The sequence below is a fragment of the uncultured Castellaniella sp. genome (genome assembly GCF_937988725.1).
Taxonomy (GTDB): domain Bacteria; phylum Pseudomonadota; class Gammaproteobacteria; order Burkholderiales; family Burkholderiaceae_B; genus Castellaniella.
The window spans coordinates 15779-33065 of sequence record NZ_CALKHS010000002.1; the positions used below are offsets into that span (position 1 = coordinate 15779).

Consider the following 17287-nt stretch of genomic DNA (forward strand, 5'->3'; position numbering starts at 1 on the left):
AAATGTCCGCGCCGGACCCGTACGGGTCCGGCGCTTCCCGTTCTACTGAGCCACGAGGGTATTCAGATCGACCTTGCCGTAGAGTTCCTTCTCCAGCAGGGCGGCGACCGCCTGGGCGTCGTTGCGATCCGTCTTTTCCAGCAAGTCGTGCCACTTGGCCTCCAGTTCCGAGTACCGGGCGATGAGGCTGGAGGGATCCTTGATGCGGCGCTCCTTCATGGAATCCTGGGGCAGCGCCTTGATGTAGCTGGCGCGGAATTTCTGCAGGGCGTCCTTCAGATCCTGATCGGGCTGGATGATCTCGATCTTGCCTTCGGCCTCCTGCAGGGCCTGCTTGGCCCGGGCCGCGTAAGCGATCTGCTGGTCGGCCAGCCCCTTGGCCATCTGCGTCACCATGAGCTTTTTATCCCCGGCGCTCAGGTCCTTCCAGAAGGCGGGATTCAGCACGTAGGTGGCGCCCGGCACGGTGCCCATGTCCAGCCGGGTGATGGACTTGGCCACCTCGATGAACTTCGAGTTGATCAGGTTCGGCACTTCCGCCATGGTGCAGTCGATGGAACCGCGCGCCAGGCCCGTATAGACGTCCCCGATGGGAACGGACACGGGCACCCCGCCCGCGCTGGAGACCCAGTCGGTCTGGGTGCCGCCGGCGGTGCGGATTTTCTTGCCCTTCATGTCCGCCAGATTGCGGATGGGCTTCACGCACATGAAGTTGTAGCTGGGCGTGGAGTATCCCCCGGCGAACAGCACCCCCTGCTTCTGCCATTCCTGGATCAGGTCCTTGTCGCGGAGATTGATCTCGGTATAGGCGAAGGCGGCCGCCATCGGATCCTTGACCAGAAAGCCCAGGTCCACCAAGACATTGTTCAGCGGCAGTTCCGCCGGCGTATATCCGGGATACACGATGCCGAGCTGCGCCGTGCCGTCTCGCAGGGCCTGCAAGGTCGCCTTGGCCGGTACCAGCGTCCCGCCGGAATACACGGTGAATGCGATCCTGCCCTGAGTCGCCTTGTCCAGTTCTTTGGAAAACTTCTGATAGGGCTCGGAATTGAGCGTGTGAATCGGCTGCAACCAATTGGTCGCGCGATAGGTGTCGGCCAGCACCGGCGAGGACAGCGCCAGCCCGGCCATGGCGAGCATCAAAATCGGTTTCTTCATCATTTCGCACCTTTACAAAAAATCGGATCAGTACCGAAGACCAGGACTCCGGAAGACGGGATGTGTTACCGCATCAATGAAGGCAGCCAGAGCATCAGGGCTGGAAAGACGATCATGCAGGCCACGGTGAAAACGTCCGCGGCGATGAACCAGGAAACCCCTCTGAAGAGGGTTCCCAGCTTGACGGATTTGCCCAGGCTGGAACGGATGACGTAGACGTTCAGCCCCAGAGGCGGAGTGATCAGGCCGATTTCCAGCAGCTTGGTCACCAGCACGCCGAACCAGATCATGTTGACGCCGAACCCTTCCAGCAGCGGCGTCAGCACGGGCAGCGTCAGCAGCATGATCGAGATGCTTTCCATGAAGCAGCCGAGGATCAGATACAGGATGCAGATCAGGATGATGACCGAGACGAAGTCGAAGCCGCTCAGGGAACCGGTCACCCAGACGGGAATCGTGGACAAGGCGATGAAGCGCGAAAAGACGGCGGCGCCCACGACGATGATGAAGATCGCCGACGTGCTGACCGCAGTGTCGAACAGGGCTTTTTGCGCCACCTTGAATGAAAACTGGCCCCGGGCCACGGCGATGATCACGGCCAGGAAGGCGCCCACCGCCCCGGCTTCCGTCGCGGTGAAGATCCCCGTGAAGATGCCGCCCAGCACGCCCACGATCAGGAGCGGCAAGGGCCAGATGTCGCGGACCGCCTCTTTCTTGTCTTCGGCCGTGTACTGTTCGTCCACATGGGGCGCCAGTTCGGGCTTGAGCTTGCAGCGGACCGTGATCATGCCGATGTAAACGATTGCGGACAGGATGCCCGGGAGCACCGCGGCGACAAACAGGGTCCCGATGGACAGATCCGTGATCAGGCCATAGATGATCAGCAGGACGCTGGGCGGGATCAACGACCCCAGGGTGCCCGCCGAAGCCACGCAGGCCGTTGCCAGCGAGGGGGCGTAGCGGGCCTTGAGCATCTCGGGCACCGCGATCCGGGAAAATGCGGCGGCGGTCGCCACGCTGGAACCGCTGGCGGAAGCGAACAGCGCGCTGGCGATCACCGTGGCGGAGGCCAGGCCGCCCGGAATCTTGCCCAGGAAGATCCGGGCCGCCCGGAACAGCCCCCGGGTCAGGCCCGCCGCAGAGGCGAAATACCCCATCAGCAGGAACATCGGGACGGCGGAAAGGTTCCAGTCGCCGACCAGTTCATAGGGCACGGCCTTCGCGACGCCGATCGCGGGCTGCGCGCCGATGATGGCGAGCACGCCCAGAAATCCCACCAGGCCCATCGCGATTCCGATGGGAAAACGGATGGCGATCAGCGCCAGCAGCAAGACGATGCCACACAAGCCGACAAGCAAGGGATCCATGCTGATTTCCTTAGATGGGGTCCGAGAGCTCGGATACGTCGTCTTCGGCCGCGTCCCGACTCAGCGGCCCCTTTCCCGTCAGGATGCACGCCAGCTGCAGCAAGGCCACCAGGGCGCCGAAAGCCAGCCCGGCCGGCAGCAGGAACCGGCTGGGCCAGGTCACCACGTCCCAGGTCCCCGCATCGAATTCGCCGATCGAGTAGGCATGCATGGCCGGCGCCCACAGGAACCAGGCCAGGAACCCGTAGCACACCGCCGTGACCGCGGCGCCCAGGGCGGCCATCAGTTGCCGCAACGGCCGGGAGGCGATGCCATACAGAAGCTCCACGACGATCGCCTCTCCCCGGACCTCGACCCAGGCCAGCGGCAGGAACACGATGGCGACCATGTAGTAACTGGCGACGATCGTCTCGTTGCCGGGGATGGGCTCATGCAGCAGATACTTGCCGGCGACGTCCAGCGTCACCTGCAGCATCATCAGCACCAGCGCCGCGGAGCAGATCAGCACCAGTACCTTGCTCGCTCCGACCGTCAACTTTTCCATCATCTCCGTTTCCTTTTCCTCGGAGTCCAGTCCTCGGGGTCCCGTCCGCCTGCGCCGCGAGTGTCTCCGCGAACGCTTTCATGTATACATGAAATGAAAAACTCGATAAAAAAACCCAGTTTCTGGGCTGTTTTCCTTGATTTAAGTCAATTATGCATACATGAGGCCGCGATGTTCATAGGTATTTCCACTAGTTTTCAGGCTAAAGTGGATGTCTGACCATGAGATATTCTTTTTAATGTATACATAGGAATGATGAATACACTTGCGGACCACGTGACCCAGACGCTGCGCACATGGGTATTCCAGGGCGTGCTGCGGCCCGGCGAACGTCTGGAAGAAATCCCCCTGGCGCAAAAACTGGGGGTATCGCGCACGCCCATCAGGGCCGCCCTGGCCAACCTCGGCAACGAAGGCCTGCTGGAACACCAGCCCAAACGCGGCTATTCGGTCCGTGTGTATCAATACGAGGACGTGATCGGGGCCTATGAAGTGCGGGCCGTCCTGGAAGGCCTGGCCTGTCGGCGCGCGGCGCAGAAAGGGCTATCCAGCCTTGCCATCAGCCAGCTCAAGGCCTGCCTGGCGCACGGCGACGCCATCCTCGACAAGGGCGTCCTGCTGCCGGAGGACCACGCCCCCTACCAGCAAATGAACGTGACCCTGCACGAGACCTTGCTGGAAGCGGCGGGAAACTCCTGGCTCTCGCGATTCACGAACCAGGCGCAGGCGGCGCCATTCGCCTCGGACAGGATCATGCTGTGGGAAGACCACGGGGTGATCAGCCGCTCGCATCAGGACCACCACCGCATCGTCACCGCCGTCATCGAGAAGGATGGCGCGCGCGCCGAGCAGCTGATGCGCGAACACATCTATTTCGCCGGCCTGCTGCTGCGGGACAACTACGAGCGGCTGAGCCGAAAGGGCGCCGAAGACGCGGTCGAGCCGGATGCCTGAACGGCGGATCCGGGCGCCGCACGCCGCCGACCCATGCATGCCGGCCGCATCGCCGATCAGGACGCGTCGGGCTGCGCCGGCGATTCCAGTTCGCGCCACAGGCTGCGGCCGCCGGCCGCCTTGTCCAGGCCGTCCAGGTAGGCTTCGTGGGCCTGCTGGTCCCGGGCGCTGACCTGGATCACGGGCAGGCCGGACGCATCGAAGCGGTCCAGCGTTCCCGCCGCGCCGCCGCCGGCCTTGCGGTTCGTCTCGTCGCCATCGCCTCCCAGCAGGGAATTCTGGCCGCGCGTCATGGCCAGCCAGACCTCGCCCAGCAGCTCGGAGTCCAGCAGGGCGCCGTGCAGGGTGCGGTGCGCATTGGAGATCCCGAAGCGGTCGCACAGCGCATCCAGATTGTTGCGCTTGCCGGGGAACATCTCGCGGGCCACCAGCAGGGAATCGGTGACCTTGCCGCACAGATCGGTGAACAGCGGCAGGCCGGCCCGCTTCAGCTCCGAATTCAGGAACTTCACGTCGAACGCGGCGTTGTGGATGATGACTTCGGCATCGCGCACGAAATCGACCAGTTGCTGGGCGATTTCCGGGAAGCGCGGATGGCCGGACAGGAATTCCGTGGTCAGGCCGTGGATGCGCAGAGCGTCGGGGTCGCTGTCCCGATCCGGATTCAGGTACAGGTGCAGGTGCCTGTCCGTCACTTGGCGGTTGACGATCTCCACGCAGGCCAGTTCAACCACCCGGTGGCCCTGTTCGGGCTCCAGGCCGGTGGTTTCGGTATCCAGGACGATTTGGCGCATAGCAAGGGAATGATTCGAGAGATTCAGAAAAATCGGGCGCGGGACGCGATCCCGCGCCGCGGGCGATCACGCGCGGATCATTCGGCGACCCGGGCCAGTTCTTCCACGCCCCGATTGGCCAGGGCGTCGGCGCGCTCATTGCCGGGATCGCCCGCATGGCCCTTGACCCAGCGCCAGTGTAGTTCATGCTGCCCGGCCAGGGCGTCCAGGTCCTGCCAGAGATCGGCGTTCTTCACCGGCTTCTTGTCGGCGGTGCGCCAGTCCCGCCGCTTCCAGTTCGGCAGCCACTGCGTCATGCCCTTTTGCACATAGACGGAATCCGTGTGCACCGTGACCACGCAGCGGCGCTTGAGCGCCCGCAGCGCCTGGATGACGGCCATCAGTTCCATGCGATTGTTGGTCGTCAGGGCCTCGCCGCCATGCAGGGTCTTTTCATGCGGCCCCTGGCGCAGCAACGCGCCCCAGCCCCCCGGGCCCGGATTGCCCTTGCAGGCTCCGTCCGTCCAGATATCCACGTGTGGTTCCGCCATCGACTTCCTGTTTGAATGATTTCCGATCCGATCAGCCGGCCGGATCGTCGATCCGGTTGGCCACGGGGGCGACGGCGCCGCGCCGCACGCGACGACGGCGGCTCTTTCGCCAGGCCGGCCCCACCAGCCGCATGCTGGACACCCGCTTGACGGCGGCGATCGCATAGACCGCCCCGCCCGCGGGCCACCAGCGGTCGCCGGCGTGTTCCATGAAACGCCAGCGCTGCAGCCAGGCCGAGGTCGCGCACAAGGGCACGTAACACCCGAAACGGCCCCGATCGAGCTCGAAGGATAACAGCTTGAACCAGTCTTTCAAGCGCGCCGGCGACACCTGCGACGGCACCGGAACCGGCAGTTGGAGGGCCAGCCCCGGCAAAGATTCGCGCAGGCCCCACAGGCTGTAGGGGTTGAAGCCCGTCAGCACGACCCGCCCTTCGGGCATCAGGACGCGTTCGACCTCGCGCAGCGCCTGGTGCGGATCGGCGCACCATTCCAGGGTGTGCGGCATGACCATCAGATCGACGCTCTGGGTATCGAAGGGCAGTTGTTCGGGTTCGCAGATCAGGCGGCCGGCCCGGGTGCCGAACGGCGCGCTGGGACTGTGCGCCCAGAGCTTGTGCGGGATGCGGTTGGATTGCAGCAGATCCCAGTGCGGCAGGCCGATTTGTATGGCATGATAGCCAAACGCATTGCTGACCATGGCATCGACCTGATGCTGTTCCCAGGCGCGCACGTACTGCCCGACCGGGGTGTCCAGCCATTCCGCCAATTCGATCGGCATTGCGCGTTGCGGTGCCACCCTGAATCCCCCATCATGAATTTCATCGCCCCGACCCCTGATGCGCCGGCCTTGCTGACGCCCATCCCCGCCCTGTCGGACAATTACATCTGGATGGTACAAAAAAACGGCCACGCCATCGTCGTGGACCCCGGCGAAGCCGGCCCGGTGCTGGACCGGCTGACGCCCGGCCTGACGCTGGAAGCCATCCTGATCACCCACCACCATCACGATCACGTCGGCGGCGTGCAGGCATTACACCAGCGAACCGGGGCCCGCGTCTACGGGCCGCGCCACGAAAACATCCCGGTGTGCGACGTGCCTCTGGGCGAAGGCGATCTGGTCGACCTGCCCGGCATCGGCCTTCGGTTCCAGATCCTGGACATCCCCGGCCACACGGCCGGACACATCGCCTACGTCGGGCGTCTGGACGCCGGCCAGACCGCCCTGTTCTGCGGCGATACGCTGTTCGCGGCGGGGTGCGGAAGGCTGTTCGAAGGCACCCCTGCACAAATGCACGAATCCTTGGGTAAAATCGGGTGTTTGCCTCCGGATACCCTGGTGTGCTGCGCACACGAATATACGGCGGCCAATATTCGCTGGGCCCTGCAGGTCGAACCGACCAACGCTGCATTGCAGGCGCGTGCCCAGGATACGGCGCAGCTGCGCGCCCAGGGTCTGCCAACCGTGCCGTCACGGCTGGGCCTGGAACTGCAGACGAACCCGTTCCTGCGCACCGGCCTCCCGGATATCCGGGCTGCGGCCAGCCAACACGCCGCCACACCACTGAACACGCCCCTGGCGGTTTTTGCGGGTCTGCGCGAATGGAAGAACAACTTCAAATGATCCGCTCATGAAAATCCTGCGACTGATACTGCCGCTGATCCTGGTCCTCCTGGCTGGCTGCGCCACCCACCGAACCCCCACCGATCAGCGGCAGGCCTATGTGGCAGAAGACACATCCCGCACCGTCGACCTGACCCATCCCCCCCGCGACATGTGGGATCGCGTGCGACGCGGTTTCTCCATCCCCAACCTGCACAGCGAACGAGTCGATTACTGGACCGACTACTACGCGGCGCACCCCCAGTCGGTCCTGCTCATGAGCCAGCGGGCCGGAAAATACCTGTACTACATCGTCGACGAACTGAACCGCCGCGGCCTGCCCACGGAACTGGCCCTGCTGCCCTTCGTCGAATCGGCCTACGACCCCACCGCCCTGTCGCGCTCCCAGGCGTCGGGCCTGTGGCAGTTCATCCCCAGCACCGGCCTGCACTACAAGCTGCAGCAGGACTGGTGGCGCGACCAGCGCCGCGACCCGGTCGCGTCCACCCAGGCGGCTCTGGACTACCTCAGCTACCTGTACGATTTCCAGGGCGACTGGTACCTGGCCCTGGCGTCCTACAACTGGGGCGAAGGCGCCGTCAAACGCGCCATGGACAAGGCCGTCAGCAACGACAAGCTGCCGATCTACACCCAGCTGGACATGCCCGACGAAACGCGCAACTACGTCCCCAAGCTGCAGGCCATCAAGAACATCATCGCCCGCCCGGAAAAATACGGCATCACCCTGCCCAAGGTCAGCAACAGCCCCTACTTCACGACGGTGCACAAATCGCGCGACATGGACATCGCCGTGGCGGCGGCCCTGGCCGAAATGCCCATCGAGGACTTCCGCGCCCTGAACCCCGCCTACAATCGGCCCGTGATGCTGGCGGAACACAACCCCGCACTGCACCTGCCGCTGGACAAGGTCGCCGTCTTCAACAGCAATCTCGAAACCTATACCGGCCGGCTGTCCTCCTGGCAGGTCATGCACCCCAAGCGCGGCCAGTCCCTGGCCGCCATCGCCAAATCCTACGGCATCACCCTGGACCAACTGCGCCAGGCCAACAACCTGGGTTCGCGGCAGACACAGGCGAAGGTCGCCACCCTGCTGATCCCGGCGGCGCCCGCCGCCGAAGACAGCGGCATCCGGCTGGCGTCCTACGACCCCGAAACGGACAAGCCCGCCCTGCGCCAGGTCCGGACGGCGCCGCCCGCCGTGCGCACGACGGCCCGCCTGAGATCCACCCCCAGCGTTCGCACGCACACCATCCGCAAGGGCGACACCCTGTATTCCCTGGCCCGCCGCTACAACACCTCGGTGGACGCCCTGCGCAAGCTGAACAATCTGAAGAGTTCATCCCTGTCCACCGGCCAGCGCCTGCGCGTGCCCGGCACGGACATGCAAGGCTAAAAATTCATCCATAGGACCAATACATCATGGGTTTTCTGAACGGCAAACGCATCCTGATCACCGGAGTGCTCTCGAATCGCTCCATCGCCTACGGCATCGCGCATGCCTGCCGCGCCCAAGGCGCCGAACTCGCCCTGACCTACGTGGGCGAGCGCTTCGAAGAGCGCGTGCGCGGCTTTGCCAAGGACCTGGGCAGCGACATCGTCATCCCCTGCGACGTGGGTGACGACGCCCAGATCGACGCCGCCTTCGCCTCTCTGCGCGAACGCTGGGACGGTCTGGACGGCCTGGTGCACTCGATCGGCTTCGCCCCGCGCGACGCCCTGGAAGGCGACTTCCTGGACGGCATGACGCGCGAAAATTTCCGCGTGGCCCACGACATTTCCGCCTACAGCTTCCCCGCGCTGGCCAAGGCCGCCCTGCCCCTGCTGGAAGGCCGCAACGGCTCCGTGCTGACCCTGACCTATCTGGGCGCCGAAAAGGCCATCCCCAACTACAACATGATGGGCCTGGCCAAGGCATCCCTGGAAGCCAGCGTACGCTACCTGGCCAAATCCCTGGGCAAGAAAGGCCTGCGCGCCAACGGCATTTCCGCCGGCCCGATCAAGACCCTGGCCGCCAGCGGCATCCGCGACTTTTCCAACATGCTGAAATACGTGGAATCGCAATCGCCGCTGGGCCGCAACGTCACCATCGAGGACGTCGGCAACGCCGCCTCCTTCCTGCTGTCGGACCTGGCCGCCGGCATCACGGGCGAAATCCTGCACGTGGACTGCGGCTTCTCCAACACCGTGCCGGGCATGGACTGATAATCCCGCCTGTCAGCAACCAGGATCAGGCAGACCGCCGTGGCGCAATCGGAACAGGACAGAAACCGCAGCAAGCTGCACGGTTTTCTGGAAGACAAGCTGAAGTGGCACGACTACACCCACCTGGTCGTGGCCGATGACGATATGGATCCGGCCGCCTGGTTCCTGCACACCATCGGCCTGGCCCGTTCGGGGCAGCCCGAACTGATCGTCACCGGCACGCTGGACCACGCCCTGGCCATGGACGTGATCTCCGACCTCGTGGCCTACGGCCGCCAGTCGGGCGGCCTGGCCGACGGCCAGCGGCCGGGTCCGGCCGTCCGCATTCCGGTGCTGCTGCGCGACGTCTCGACCCCTTTCGTCCTGGCGCAGCGGGTCGCCCAGGCCAGCAGCCGCTTCGGCGCCTCGATCCGCGTGCTGCAGGTCCTCTGGTCCGACGCCGCCGGACGCTTCCCGAACGACCCGGCCTACGATCAGGCGACATCTCCGCAGCAGGCGCTGTGGGACATGGGCGCCTGACACGGCGCCCGAAATGCCTGCCACGCGGCCTGATCGGCAAAGAGGCCGTCGTCTCGCACGACGCCAGGATCGAACCGAGCGATCCGCCGTAGGCGAAAAAAAGGGCCTCTGACAAGCAGAGGCCCCGATATTCCTGGCGGACAAGGGGGGATTCGAACCCCCGATACGCTATTCACGTATACACGCTTTCCAGGCGTGCGCCTTCAACCACTCGGCCACCTGTCCTGCACACCTGCCGGCAGACCCGACAAGCGAAGTCCGTCATTCTAGCATGAATGTCAATCCGGCAACACAAGATCGGGGGATCTTCCTCCCGCCCGCGGCGTCAGGCCAGGCTGGGCGCCGGCACCGGCGCGGCGCCCATTTCCCCGACCATGCGCTCGACGTACCGGGCGATCAGATCGATCTCCAGGTTGACTGAAGAGCCGACCCGCAGATTGCGCAAGGTCGTCATCTGCACCGTATGCGGGATCAGGTTGATGGAGATTTCGGTGCCCTCTTCCTGATCGTCCACGCGATTGACGGTCAGGCTGACGCCATTGACCGTGATCGAGCCTTTGTACGCCAGGTACTTGGACAGGTGCGCGGGCACGATGACGCGCAATTCGGTGGATTCGCCCACGGCGTCGAAGCACGTCACCCGCCCCACGCCGTCGACGTGGCCGGACACCAGATGCCCGTCCAGGCTGTCGCCCAGCCGCAGCGCGTGTTCCAGGTTGACCTCGCCCTCGCGATCCAGGCCGCAGGTGCGCACCAGGCTTTCGCGCGAGACGTCGACCTCGAACGCGGCATCCTGCAAGGCGACCACCGTCATGCAGGCGCCCTGGATGGCGATCGAGTCCCCCAGGCGGGTCGCCTGCAGGGGCAGGCCGCCGGCATCGATCACCAGCCGCACGCCGGCGTCTTCCCGATCCCCCAGGGAGCGAACTTCGGTGATGCGGCCGACCGCCGCCACGATTCCTGTAAACATGACGATTCCATCCATCAAAGTGTTCCGCGCCGACCGGGGCGCGGATCCGTTCTTTCGGGGCGGCGATTCAGCCCAGTGTCCGGGCCGGCAGGCCGCAGGCCGCCCGCAGAGCCTGCCAGCGGCCCGCATGCCGCATTCTCAAGCGCATGTCCGCGCCCAACTGTACCGCATCCAGGAACTCATAGCGGTAGGCCTGGTCCAGCGATGGAATGGGGGCCGGCAACGCGGCCAGGCCCTGACCGTCCCCGACGATGCTGGGGGCGACATACGCCACCCATTCATCGACATGCCCGCCCGCCACCAGGGCCCCCTGCAGGCGGGCGCCGGCTTCGACGTGGACTTCGTTGATCTCGTGGTCGCCCAGCCAGCACAGCAGGGCGTTCAGGTCCAGCGCGCCATTCTCGCCCAGGGGCAGGACGATGACGCGCACGTTGCGTCCCGCCAGCCGGGCTGCCTTGCCGGCATCGGCCCGGGCGGTGAAGATCCAGACAGGGTCGCCGTTGAACAGCCGGGCCTGTTCCGAAATGATGAATTGCGTATCGAGCACGGCCCGGATGGGCTGCCGGGGCGTCTGCACGGCCCGGACGTCCAGCAGCGGATTGTCCGTCAGGACCGTGCCGATGCCGGTCAGCACCACGCAGGCCCGGGCGCGCCAGCCATGCCCGTCGGCGCGGGCGGCATCGCCCGTGATCCACTGGGAACGGCCGTCCGGCAGCGCGGTATGGCCATCGAAGGACGCGGCGGACTTCAGCCACAGCCAGGGCGTGCCGCGCGTCATGCGGGCGCAGAACCCGGGGTTCTGCGCCAGGGAGTCATCGGCCATCAGGCCGGCGTCGACATCCAGGCCGGCGGCCCGCAAGCGTTCGATTCCCTGCCCCGCCACCCGAGGGTTGGGATCCTGCAAGGCGACCACCACGCGGCGGATGCCCGCGGCGATCAGCGCATCCGCGCAGGGCGGCGTGCGCCCCTGATGGCTGCAGGGTTCCAGGGTGACGTAGGCCGTCGATCCCCGGACGTCCAGCTGCTGCTGTTGCGCCAGCCACAGAGCCTGGGCTTCGGCATGCCGGCCGCCGGCTTCCTGGGTATTGCCTTCCGCCAGCCAGCGGCCGTCGCGCACCAGCACGCAGCCGACCCGCGGATTCGGATTGCTGAGATACAGGGATTTTTCCGCAACCGCCAGCGCCCGCCGCATCCAGCGGTGATCTTCGACCAACTGCGATGCCGCTTCAGGACCGCTCATCGTCGGGCGCCCGGAATTCATCGATGGTATGCACGAATTCGCGGATGTCCTCGAAGCTACGGTAGACGGACGCGAAGCGGACATACGCCACCTGGTCCAGCTGGCGCAATTCGGCCATGACCAGTTCGCCCACATGCCCCGAGGAGACCTCGCGCTTGCCGCTGGTCAGCAGGCGTTCCTGGATGCGGACCACCGCCGCATCCAGCGCCGAGGCGCTGACGGGGCGCTTGCGCAGGGCCAGCGCCATACTGGAGCGCAGCTTGGCGGGATTGAAATCGGCCCGGGTGCCGTTGCGTTTGACGACGGCGGGCATCATCAGATCGACCCGTTCATAGGTCGTGAAGCGCCGGTCGCAGGCCGCGCACCGGCGCCGCCGGCGGATCGTGTCGCCTTCTTCGGAAACCCGTGAATCCACGACCTGCGTATCGGCACAGTTGCAGAACGGACACTTCATCGGCCTATCGGGCGCCCGCGGGCGCCCGCCTCCGGATTAGCGATAGACGGGCAGGCGCGCCGTCAGGGCGTTGACCTGATCCCGCACGCGGGCGATATTGGCCGCATCGTCGGGGTTGTCCAGCACGTCGGCGATCAGGTTGCCCGTCAGTTCGGCCTCGGCTTCCTTGAAGCCGCGCGTGGTCATGGCCGGCGTCCCCAGGCGGATGCCGCTGGTGACGAAGGGCTTTTCCGGATCGTTGGGAATGGCGTTCTTGTTGACCGTGATGTGCGCCTGGCCCAGGACGGCTTCGGCCGCCTTGCCAGTGATGCCCTTGGCCCGCAGGTCGACCAGCATGACGTGGCTTTCGGTGCGGCCGGACACGATGCGCAGGCCGCGCTTGACCAGGGTGTCGGCCAGCACGCGGGCATTGGTCGCCACCTGGGCGGCATAGGCCTTGAATTCGGGCTGCAGGGCTTCGCCGAAGGCGACGGCCTTGGCGGCGATGACGTGCATCAGCGGACCGCCCTGGATGCCCGGGAAGATGGCCGAGTTGATGATCTTTTCGAACTCGGCCTTCATCATGATGACGCCGCCGCGCGGCCCGCGCAGGGACTTGTGCGTGGTCGTGGTGACGAAGTCGGCATGCGGCACGGGATTGGGGTATTCGCCCCCGGCGACCAGGCCGGCGTAGTGGGCGATGTCCACCATGAACAGGGCGCCGTTGTCATGCGCGATGCGGGCCATGCGTTCGAAATCGATGCGCAGGGAATAGGCCGAGGCGCCGCCCACGATCAGCTTCGGCTTCAGCGTGCGGGTCAGTTCCTCGAGCTTGTCGTAGTCCAGGACTTCATTGGCGTCCAGGCCATAGGAATGGAAGTCGTACAGTTTGCCCGATGCGTTCACGGGGGACCCGTGGGTCAGGTGGCCGCCTTCGGCCAGGCTCATGCCCAGCACCGTGTCGCCGGGTTTCAGGACCGCCATGTAGACGCCCTGGTTGGCCTGGGAGCCCGAATTGGGCTGCACGTTGGCGGCTTCCGCGCCGAAGATTTCCTTGACCCGGTCGATCGCCAGCTGCTCGACGACGTCCACGTATTCGCAGCCGCCGTAATAGCGCTTGCCGGGATAGCCTTCCGCGTATTTGTTCGTCAGCTGCGTGCCCTGGGCCTGCATGACGGCCGGGCTGGCATAGTTTTCGGACGCGATGAGTTCGATGTGCTGTTCCTGGCGAACGTTTTCCTGCTGAATGGCGGCCCAGATGGCGGGATCTGCCTTGTCAAGGGTACGGGTGCGGTCAAACATGAATGATCCTGAAGACTAGGGAAAGGGAATCAAGGCGCCACAGGGGCGATCGAGCAAATCATTCTAGCGCGAAGCATCCGGTCACAAGGCATGCAGGCGCGGGTTCAGCGTGTAGGTGCCCGTGATCGAGGCCTTGGCCAGCACGTGCCCCTGCATGGCCGCCAGCACCTGCCCTCCGGTGAAGCGCCCGGCGACGTCCAGTTCGGCGACGTCCAGCGCGTACACGGTCAGGACATAGCGGTGGACGAGCGCATCGTTCCATGGCGGGCATGGGCCATCGTAGCCGAAGTAATCCCCGTTCATGTCGCGGTCGGCGGCAAACCAGTTGGTGTAGTCGTTCAGCCCCTGGCGCGTGCCGTCCAGGGCCAGCGGGCCGGCCTTGCCGCGCGGCGTGATGCCGCTGGCGTAGCTGCCCTCGGCCAGGCTGCGGACATCGGCCCCGACATCCACCAGCACCCAGTGATAGAAATCGCAGCGCGGCAGGTCGGCGGGCACTTCACGCCCCACCTGGTTGACGTCATCGGGCTTGCTGGGCACGTCGGGATCGACGCACAGCACCGCGAAGGACCGGACGCCGTCGGGGACGTCCGACCAGGCCAGATGGGGATTGTTGTTGCCCGCCAGGGCCACATGATTTTGCGGATCGATGCGCGCGAAGGCGTTGCGTTCCGGAATGACTCCCTGGTCGGGGAAAGATTCGCTGTGCAGTTTCATGGGCCCTCCGGGAAACAGGCCTAGGTCAGTGTGACCCGGGCGAATTTACGTTTGCCGACCTGCATGACGTAGGTGCCGGCCGGCAGTTGCAAGGATTTGTCTTCGATACGGTCGCCGTCGATGCGCACGCCGCCCTGCTCGACATTGCGTTGGGCTTCGGATGCCGAAGCGGCCAGGCCCGATTCCCGCAGGACTTTCAGGATGCCCATGGGGGCAGACCCGGCCGTGATTTCCGGCAGGTTTTCGGGGATGGCGCCGTCGCGGAACTGCGCATTGAAGTGTTCCAGCGCCAGGGCGCCCTGGCCCGCGCCGTGGAAGCGGTCGACGATTTCCCGGGCCAGCAGGACTTTGGCGTCGCGCGGGTTGCGCCCGCCGGTGACATCCGCCTGCAGGGCGGCGATCTCGTCCAGCGAACGGAACGACAGCAATTCGAAATAGCGCCACATCAGCGTGTCGGAAATCGACATCAGCTTGCCGAACATGGAATCGGGGGCTTCCGTGATGCCGATGTAGTTGCCCTTCGATTTGGACATCTTTTCGACACCGTCGGTGCCTTCCAGCAGCGGCATGGTCAGCACGCACTGGGGTTCCTGGCCGTATTCCTTCTGCAGTTCGCGGCCCACCAGCAAGTTGAACTTCTGGTCCGTGCCACCCAGTTCGAGATCGGCCTTCAGCGCCACGGAATCGTAGCCCTGCAGCAGGGGATACAGGAATTCGTGCACCGAGATCGGCACCCCGCCCCGGAACCGGCGCGTGAAATCGTCGCGTTCCATCATGCGGGCCACGGTATAGCGCGACGCCAGCTGGATCAGCCCGCGCGAGCCCAGCGGGTCGCACCATTCGGAGTTGTAGCGGATTTCCGTGCGGTCCGGGTCCAGCACCAGGCTGGCCTGGGCGTAGTAGGTCTTGGCGTTGTCGCGGATCTGTTCGGGCGTGAGCGGCGGGCGGGTGGCGTTGCGCCCGCTGGGGTCGCCGATCTGCGCCGTGAAGTCGCCGATCAGGAAGATCACCGTATGGCCGAGGTCCTGCAGCTGGCGCATCTTGTTCAGGACGACCGTATGCCCCAGATGGATGTCCGGCGCCGTCGGATCCAGGCCCAATTTGATGCGCAAGGGCGTGCCGGTCGCGCGGCTGCGGGCCAGCTTGGTGGCGAATTCAGAGGCGACGAGCAATTCATCGCAGCCCCGCTGGGCCACGCGCAGATCATGGGCAATCTGGGGGTCGTCGGAGGCGTTGGGGGACGGCATGGTAACTGATCTATCAGAAAAATTGAAAAAATGCTCGAAAAAACGAGACTAATGCGCTAGCATAACGTGCCATCGCAGCTTCTGTACAACACATTCGACGCCCGAGCAGACGGCGGAACCTCATATTAGCAGAGCCCTTCCGTTGCAGGTGACACGTCAGGCAGGCCCGCTGTCGCGCATTCCGATGCGTCGCGCCTTCCGGACCCGGCACCCAGGCCCGGCTGCATTCGATCCGATCACGCCCATCTCCGCCCATGATGCCTGACGCCCACCAGACACAACGCCACCGCCATATCACTCGCAGTCTGCTTTTCGCCGCCGGGGGCCTGTTTCTGACCGCCGCCGCATTGGCCGTCGTCAAGCCCACCACACCGCCCGAACCGATCTTCCAGGCCCGCCAGACGCTCGATCTGCCCCCCATGGGCGCCGACCCGCACAGCTCCAAGCCCTACATCGCGTCCACCCGCATCCGCCGGGGCGACACGGTCTCCGATCTGCTGAACCGGCTGGGCATCAGCGAAGACGGCCTGCTGACCTTCCTGACCCACGAGGAAAGCGCCCGGTCCATCTACAAGCTCTACCCCGGCCGCACCGTGCAGGCCGCCCTGGACGACCAGGGCAACATGGTCTGGCTGCGCTACGCCCACACGCCCGGCAGCAGCGTCAAATCCGGCATCGAATCCGCCTGGCTGGAAATCCGCCCCGACGGACACGGCAACTTCACCGCGAATGAACGCACCACGGCCGCCGTTCCGGAAACCCGGGTCGCCGAAGGCGAAATCAGCAGTTCCCTGTTCGGCGCCGCCGACGAGGCCCAGCTGCCCGACGCCATCACCCTGGAAATGGTGGACATCCTGGGCAGCCGCATCGACTTCCTGAAAGATCTGCGCAAAGGCGACCGCTTCCGCATCGTCTACGACGCCTACATGCACGACGGCGAGGAAGTCGGCGCCGGCCGCATCCGCGCCCTGGAGTTCATCAACAAGGGCAAGACCTACAGCGCCGTCTGGTTCCAGGGCGCCGAGGGCAAGGGCGGCTACTACGACTTCTCCGGAGCCAGCCTGAAGGGCGCCTTCCTGCGCACGGCCATCAAGTTCACCCGGATCAGTTCGCGGTTCGGCATGCGCATGCACCCGATCCACAAGAAATGGACCGGGCACAAGGGCGTCGATTACGCCGCGCCTTCGGGCACCCCGATCCACGCCACCGCCGACGGCACCGTCGAATTCATCGGCCAGCAGAACGGCTACGGCAACGTCATCATCCTGAAGAACTTCGGCAAATACTCCACGCTGTACGGCCACCAGAGCCGCTTCGCCAAGGGCCTGAAAAAAGGCGACCACGTCCAGCAGGGCGACCTGATCGGCTACGTCGGCCAGACCGGCTGGGCCACCGGGCCTCACCTGCACTACGAATTCCGCATCAACAACCAGCCGGTGGACCCTCTGGCCGCCGACCTGCCGGTGGCCCGCCCGCTGGACGGCGCGGACCGGAAAGCCTTCCAGTCCCTGGTCGCCCGCTACCAGCCGCAGATGAACATGCTGGCGCGGCTGCAGGACAGCCGCATCCAGATCGCCGCGCGCTGATGCCCCGGAGCGCCCCCTGCCTGCGGCGGGGGCCCGCCCCTCCCCCTTTCCAAGTCCAGGCGCCCTGCGCAGCAGCTATTTAATCGGCCTGATGTCGGGCACC

The 17287-nt window shown here is 65.3% G+C and carries 18 protein-coding genes and 1 tRNA gene; 6 read left to right on the top strand and 13 right to left on the bottom strand.

The features are described 5' to 3' along the window. Positions 1–42 precede the first annotated feature (42 nt). From Q0263_RS01285 to Q0263_RS01295, 3 genes are all read right to left on the bottom strand, one after another. Positions 43–1158, bottom strand: coding sequence for a C4-dicarboxylate TRAP transporter substrate-binding protein (locus tag Q0263_RS01285; RefSeq protein ID WP_298012584.1), 1116 nt, complete (start codon positions 1156–1158; stop codon positions 43–45). Between the two features lie 65 nt (positions 1159–1223). After that, positions 1224–2525, bottom strand: a complete 1302-nt coding sequence (locus Q0263_RS01290; protein ID WP_298012586.1) for a TRAP transporter large permease — start codon at positions 2523–2525, stop codon at positions 1224–1226. A gap of 10 nt (positions 2526–2535) precedes the next feature. Then, the gene (locus Q0263_RS01295) at positions 2536–3072 is read right to left on the bottom strand and encodes a TRAP transporter small permease (protein ID WP_298012588.1); all 537 of its coding nucleotides are present in this window, start codon (positions 3070–3072) and stop codon (positions 2536–2538) included. Positions 3073–3321: 249 nt separating this feature from the next. Here Q0263_RS01295 and Q0263_RS01300 point away from each other — a divergent pair, with 249 nt between their 5' ends. Continuing rightward, positions 3322–4023, top strand: a complete 702-nt coding sequence (locus tag Q0263_RS01300; RefSeq protein WP_298012590.1) for a GntR family transcriptional regulator — start codon at positions 3322–3324, stop codon at positions 4021–4023. Positions 4024–4079: 56 nt separating this feature from the next. Here Q0263_RS01300 and dnaQ read toward each other — a convergent pair whose 3' ends face one another. The 3 genes from dnaQ to Q0263_RS01315 all read right to left on the bottom strand — a co-directional run bounded on the left by dnaQ (position 4080) and on the right by Q0263_RS01315 (position 6128). Next, on the bottom strand, positions 4080–4817 hold the full coding sequence (gene dnaQ, locus Q0263_RS01305; RefSeq protein ID WP_298012593.1) for a DNA polymerase III subunit epsilon: 738 nt from the start codon (positions 4815–4817) through the stop codon (positions 4080–4082). Between the two features lie 77 nt (positions 4818–4894). Beyond that, positions 4895–5347, bottom strand: a complete 453-nt coding sequence (gene rnhA, locus Q0263_RS01310; protein ID WP_298012596.1) for a ribonuclease HI — start codon at positions 5345–5347, stop codon at positions 4895–4897. A gap of 31 nt (positions 5348–5378) precedes the next feature. Beyond that, positions 5379–6128, bottom strand: a complete 750-nt coding sequence (locus Q0263_RS01315) for a methyltransferase domain-containing protein (RefSeq protein ID WP_298012598.1) — start codon at positions 6126–6128, stop codon at positions 5379–5381. A 33-nt stretch (positions 6129–6161) separates the two neighbouring features. Here Q0263_RS01315 and gloB point away from each other — a divergent pair, with 33 nt between their 5' ends. From gloB to Q0263_RS01335, 4 genes are read left to right on the top strand one after another with little or no spacing between them, the layout of a single operon-like run. Further along, entirely contained in the window at positions 6162–6971 is an 810-nt protein-coding gene (gene gloB / locus Q0263_RS01320) for a hydroxyacylglutathione hydrolase (protein ID WP_298012601.1), read from the top strand. 7 nt (positions 6972–6978) lie between these two features. Beyond that, entirely contained in the window at positions 6979–8364 is a 1386-nt protein-coding gene (locus Q0263_RS01325) for a LysM peptidoglycan-binding domain-containing protein (protein WP_298012604.1), read from the top strand. A 26-nt stretch (positions 8365–8390) separates the two neighbouring features. Then, the gene (gene fabI / locus Q0263_RS01330) at positions 8391–9173 is read left to right on the top strand and encodes an enoyl-ACP reductase FabI (protein ID WP_298012606.1); all 783 of its coding nucleotides are present in this window, start codon (positions 8391–8393) and stop codon (positions 9171–9173) included. A gap of 39 nt (positions 9174–9212) precedes the next feature. After that, positions 9213–9692, top strand: coding sequence for a DUF4262 domain-containing protein (locus tag Q0263_RS01335; RefSeq protein ID WP_298012608.1), 480 nt, complete (start codon positions 9213–9215; stop codon positions 9690–9692). A 134-nt stretch (positions 9693–9826) separates the two neighbouring features. Here Q0263_RS01335 and Q0263_RS01340 read toward each other — a convergent pair. The 7 genes from Q0263_RS01340 to tyrS all read right to left on the bottom strand — a co-directional run bounded on the left by Q0263_RS01340 (position 9827) and on the right by tyrS (position 15598). Further along, positions 9827–9917: transfer RNA gene (locus Q0263_RS01340), tRNA-Ser, on the bottom strand. A gap of 100 nt (positions 9918–10017) precedes the next feature. Next, entirely contained in the window at positions 10018–10662 is a 645-nt protein-coding gene (locus Q0263_RS01345) for a riboflavin synthase (protein ID WP_298012611.1), read from the bottom strand. Between the two features lie 67 nt (positions 10663–10729). After that, entirely contained in the window at positions 10730–11902 is a 1173-nt protein-coding gene (gene ribD / locus Q0263_RS01350) for a bifunctional diaminohydroxyphosphoribosylaminopyrimidine deaminase/5-amino-6-(5-phosphoribosylamino)uracil reductase RibD (RefSeq protein WP_298012613.1), read from the bottom strand. Next, on the bottom strand, positions 11889–12356 hold the full coding sequence (nrdR, locus tag Q0263_RS01355) for a transcriptional regulator NrdR (protein WP_298012615.1): 468 nt from the start codon (positions 12354–12356) through the stop codon (positions 11889–11891). The genes ribD and nrdR overlap by 14 nt, the downstream gene beginning before the upstream one ends. 36 nt (positions 12357–12392) lie before the next feature. Beyond that, positions 12393–13637 carry a serine hydroxymethyltransferase gene (gene glyA, locus Q0263_RS01360; RefSeq protein ID WP_298012617.1) on the bottom strand — a complete coding sequence of 415 codons (1245 nt, stop codon included), beginning with the start codon at positions 13635–13637 and terminating at the stop codon, positions 12393–12395. Positions 13638–13718: 81 nt separating this feature from the next. After that, the gene (locus Q0263_RS01365) at positions 13719–14351 is read right to left on the bottom strand and encodes a YbhB/YbcL family Raf kinase inhibitor-like protein (RefSeq protein ID WP_298012619.1); all 633 of its coding nucleotides are present in this window, start codon (positions 14349–14351) and stop codon (positions 13719–13721) included. A 20-nt stretch (positions 14352–14371) separates the two neighbouring features. Continuing rightward, positions 14372–15598 (bottom strand): tyrosine--tRNA ligase, encoded by a 1227-nt coding sequence (gene tyrS / locus Q0263_RS01370; protein WP_298012620.1) that lies wholly within the window; start codon positions 15596–15598, stop codon positions 14372–14374. Between the two features lie 254 nt (positions 15599–15852). Between tyrS and Q0263_RS01375 the strand changes: the two genes are divergently transcribed. Beyond that, a complete protein-coding gene (locus Q0263_RS01375) occupies positions 15853–17184 on the top strand; it encodes a peptidoglycan DD-metalloendopeptidase family protein (RefSeq protein ID WP_298012622.1) in 1332 nt (443 codons plus the stop codon). Positions 17185–17287: the final 103 nt, after the last annotated feature.

What these genes read in the sequence shown, in the direction of transcription:
- ribD (WP_298012613.1), bottom strand. Translation starts at nt 11,902, where the DNA reads ATGAGCGGTCCTGAAGCGGCATCGCAGTTGGTCGAAGATCACCGCTGG.
- Q0263_RS01290 (WP_298012586.1), bottom strand. Translation starts at nt 2,525, where the DNA reads ATGGATCCCTTGCTTGTCGGCTTGTGTGGCATCGTCTTGCTGCTGGCG.
- Q0263_RS01375 (WP_298012622.1), top strand. Translation starts at nt 15,853, where the DNA reads ATGATGCCTGACGCCCACCAGACACAACGCCACCGCCATATCACTCGC.
- Q0263_RS01345 (WP_298012611.1), bottom strand. Translation starts at nt 10,662, where the DNA reads ATGTTTACAGGAATCGTGGCGGCGGTCGGCCGCATCACCGAAGTTCGC.
- nrdR (WP_298012615.1), bottom strand. Translation starts at nt 12,356, where the DNA reads ATGAAGTGTCCGTTCTGCAACTGTGCCGATACGCAGGTCGTGGATTCA.
- rnhA (WP_298012596.1), bottom strand. Translation starts at nt 5,347, where the DNA reads ATGGCGGAACCACACGTGGATATCTGGACGGACGGAGCCTGCAAGGGC.
- Q0263_RS01325 (WP_298012604.1), top strand. Translation starts at nt 6,979, where the DNA reads ATGAAAATCCTGCGACTGATACTGCCGCTGATCCTGGTCCTCCTGGCT.
- Q0263_RS01285 (WP_298012584.1), bottom strand. Translation starts at nt 1,158, where the DNA reads ATGAAGAAACCGATTTTGATGCTCGCCATGGCCGGGCTGGCGCTGTCC.
- Q0263_RS01315 (WP_298012598.1), bottom strand. Translation starts at nt 6,128, where the DNA reads ATGCCGATCGAATTGGCGGAATGGCTGGACACCCCGGTCGGGCAGTAC.
- Q0263_RS01300 (WP_298012590.1), top strand. Translation starts at nt 3,322, where the DNA reads ATGATGAATACACTTGCGGACCACGTGACCCAGACGCTGCGCACATGG.
- tyrS (WP_298012620.1), bottom strand. Translation starts at nt 15,598, where the DNA reads ATGCCGTCCCCCAACGCCTCCGACGACCCCCAGATTGCCCATGATCTG.
- Q0263_RS01365 (WP_298012619.1), bottom strand. Translation starts at nt 14,351, where the DNA reads ATGAAACTGCACAGCGAATCTTTCCCCGACCAGGGAGTCATTCCGGAA.
- Q0263_RS01295 (WP_298012588.1), bottom strand. Translation starts at nt 3,072, where the DNA reads ATGATGGAAAAGTTGACGGTCGGAGCGAGCAAGGTACTGGTGCTGATC.
- glyA (WP_298012617.1), bottom strand. Translation starts at nt 13,637, where the DNA reads ATGTTTGACCGCACCCGTACCCTTGACAAGGCAGATCCCGCCATCTGG.
- dnaQ (WP_298012593.1), bottom strand. Translation starts at nt 4,817, where the DNA reads ATGCGCCAAATCGTCCTGGATACCGAAACCACCGGCCTGGAGCCCGAA.
- gloB (WP_298012601.1), top strand. Translation starts at nt 6,162, where the DNA reads ATGAATTTCATCGCCCCGACCCCTGATGCGCCGGCCTTGCTGACGCCC.
- fabI (WP_298012606.1), top strand. Translation starts at nt 8,391, where the DNA reads ATGGGTTTTCTGAACGGCAAACGCATCCTGATCACCGGAGTGCTCTCG.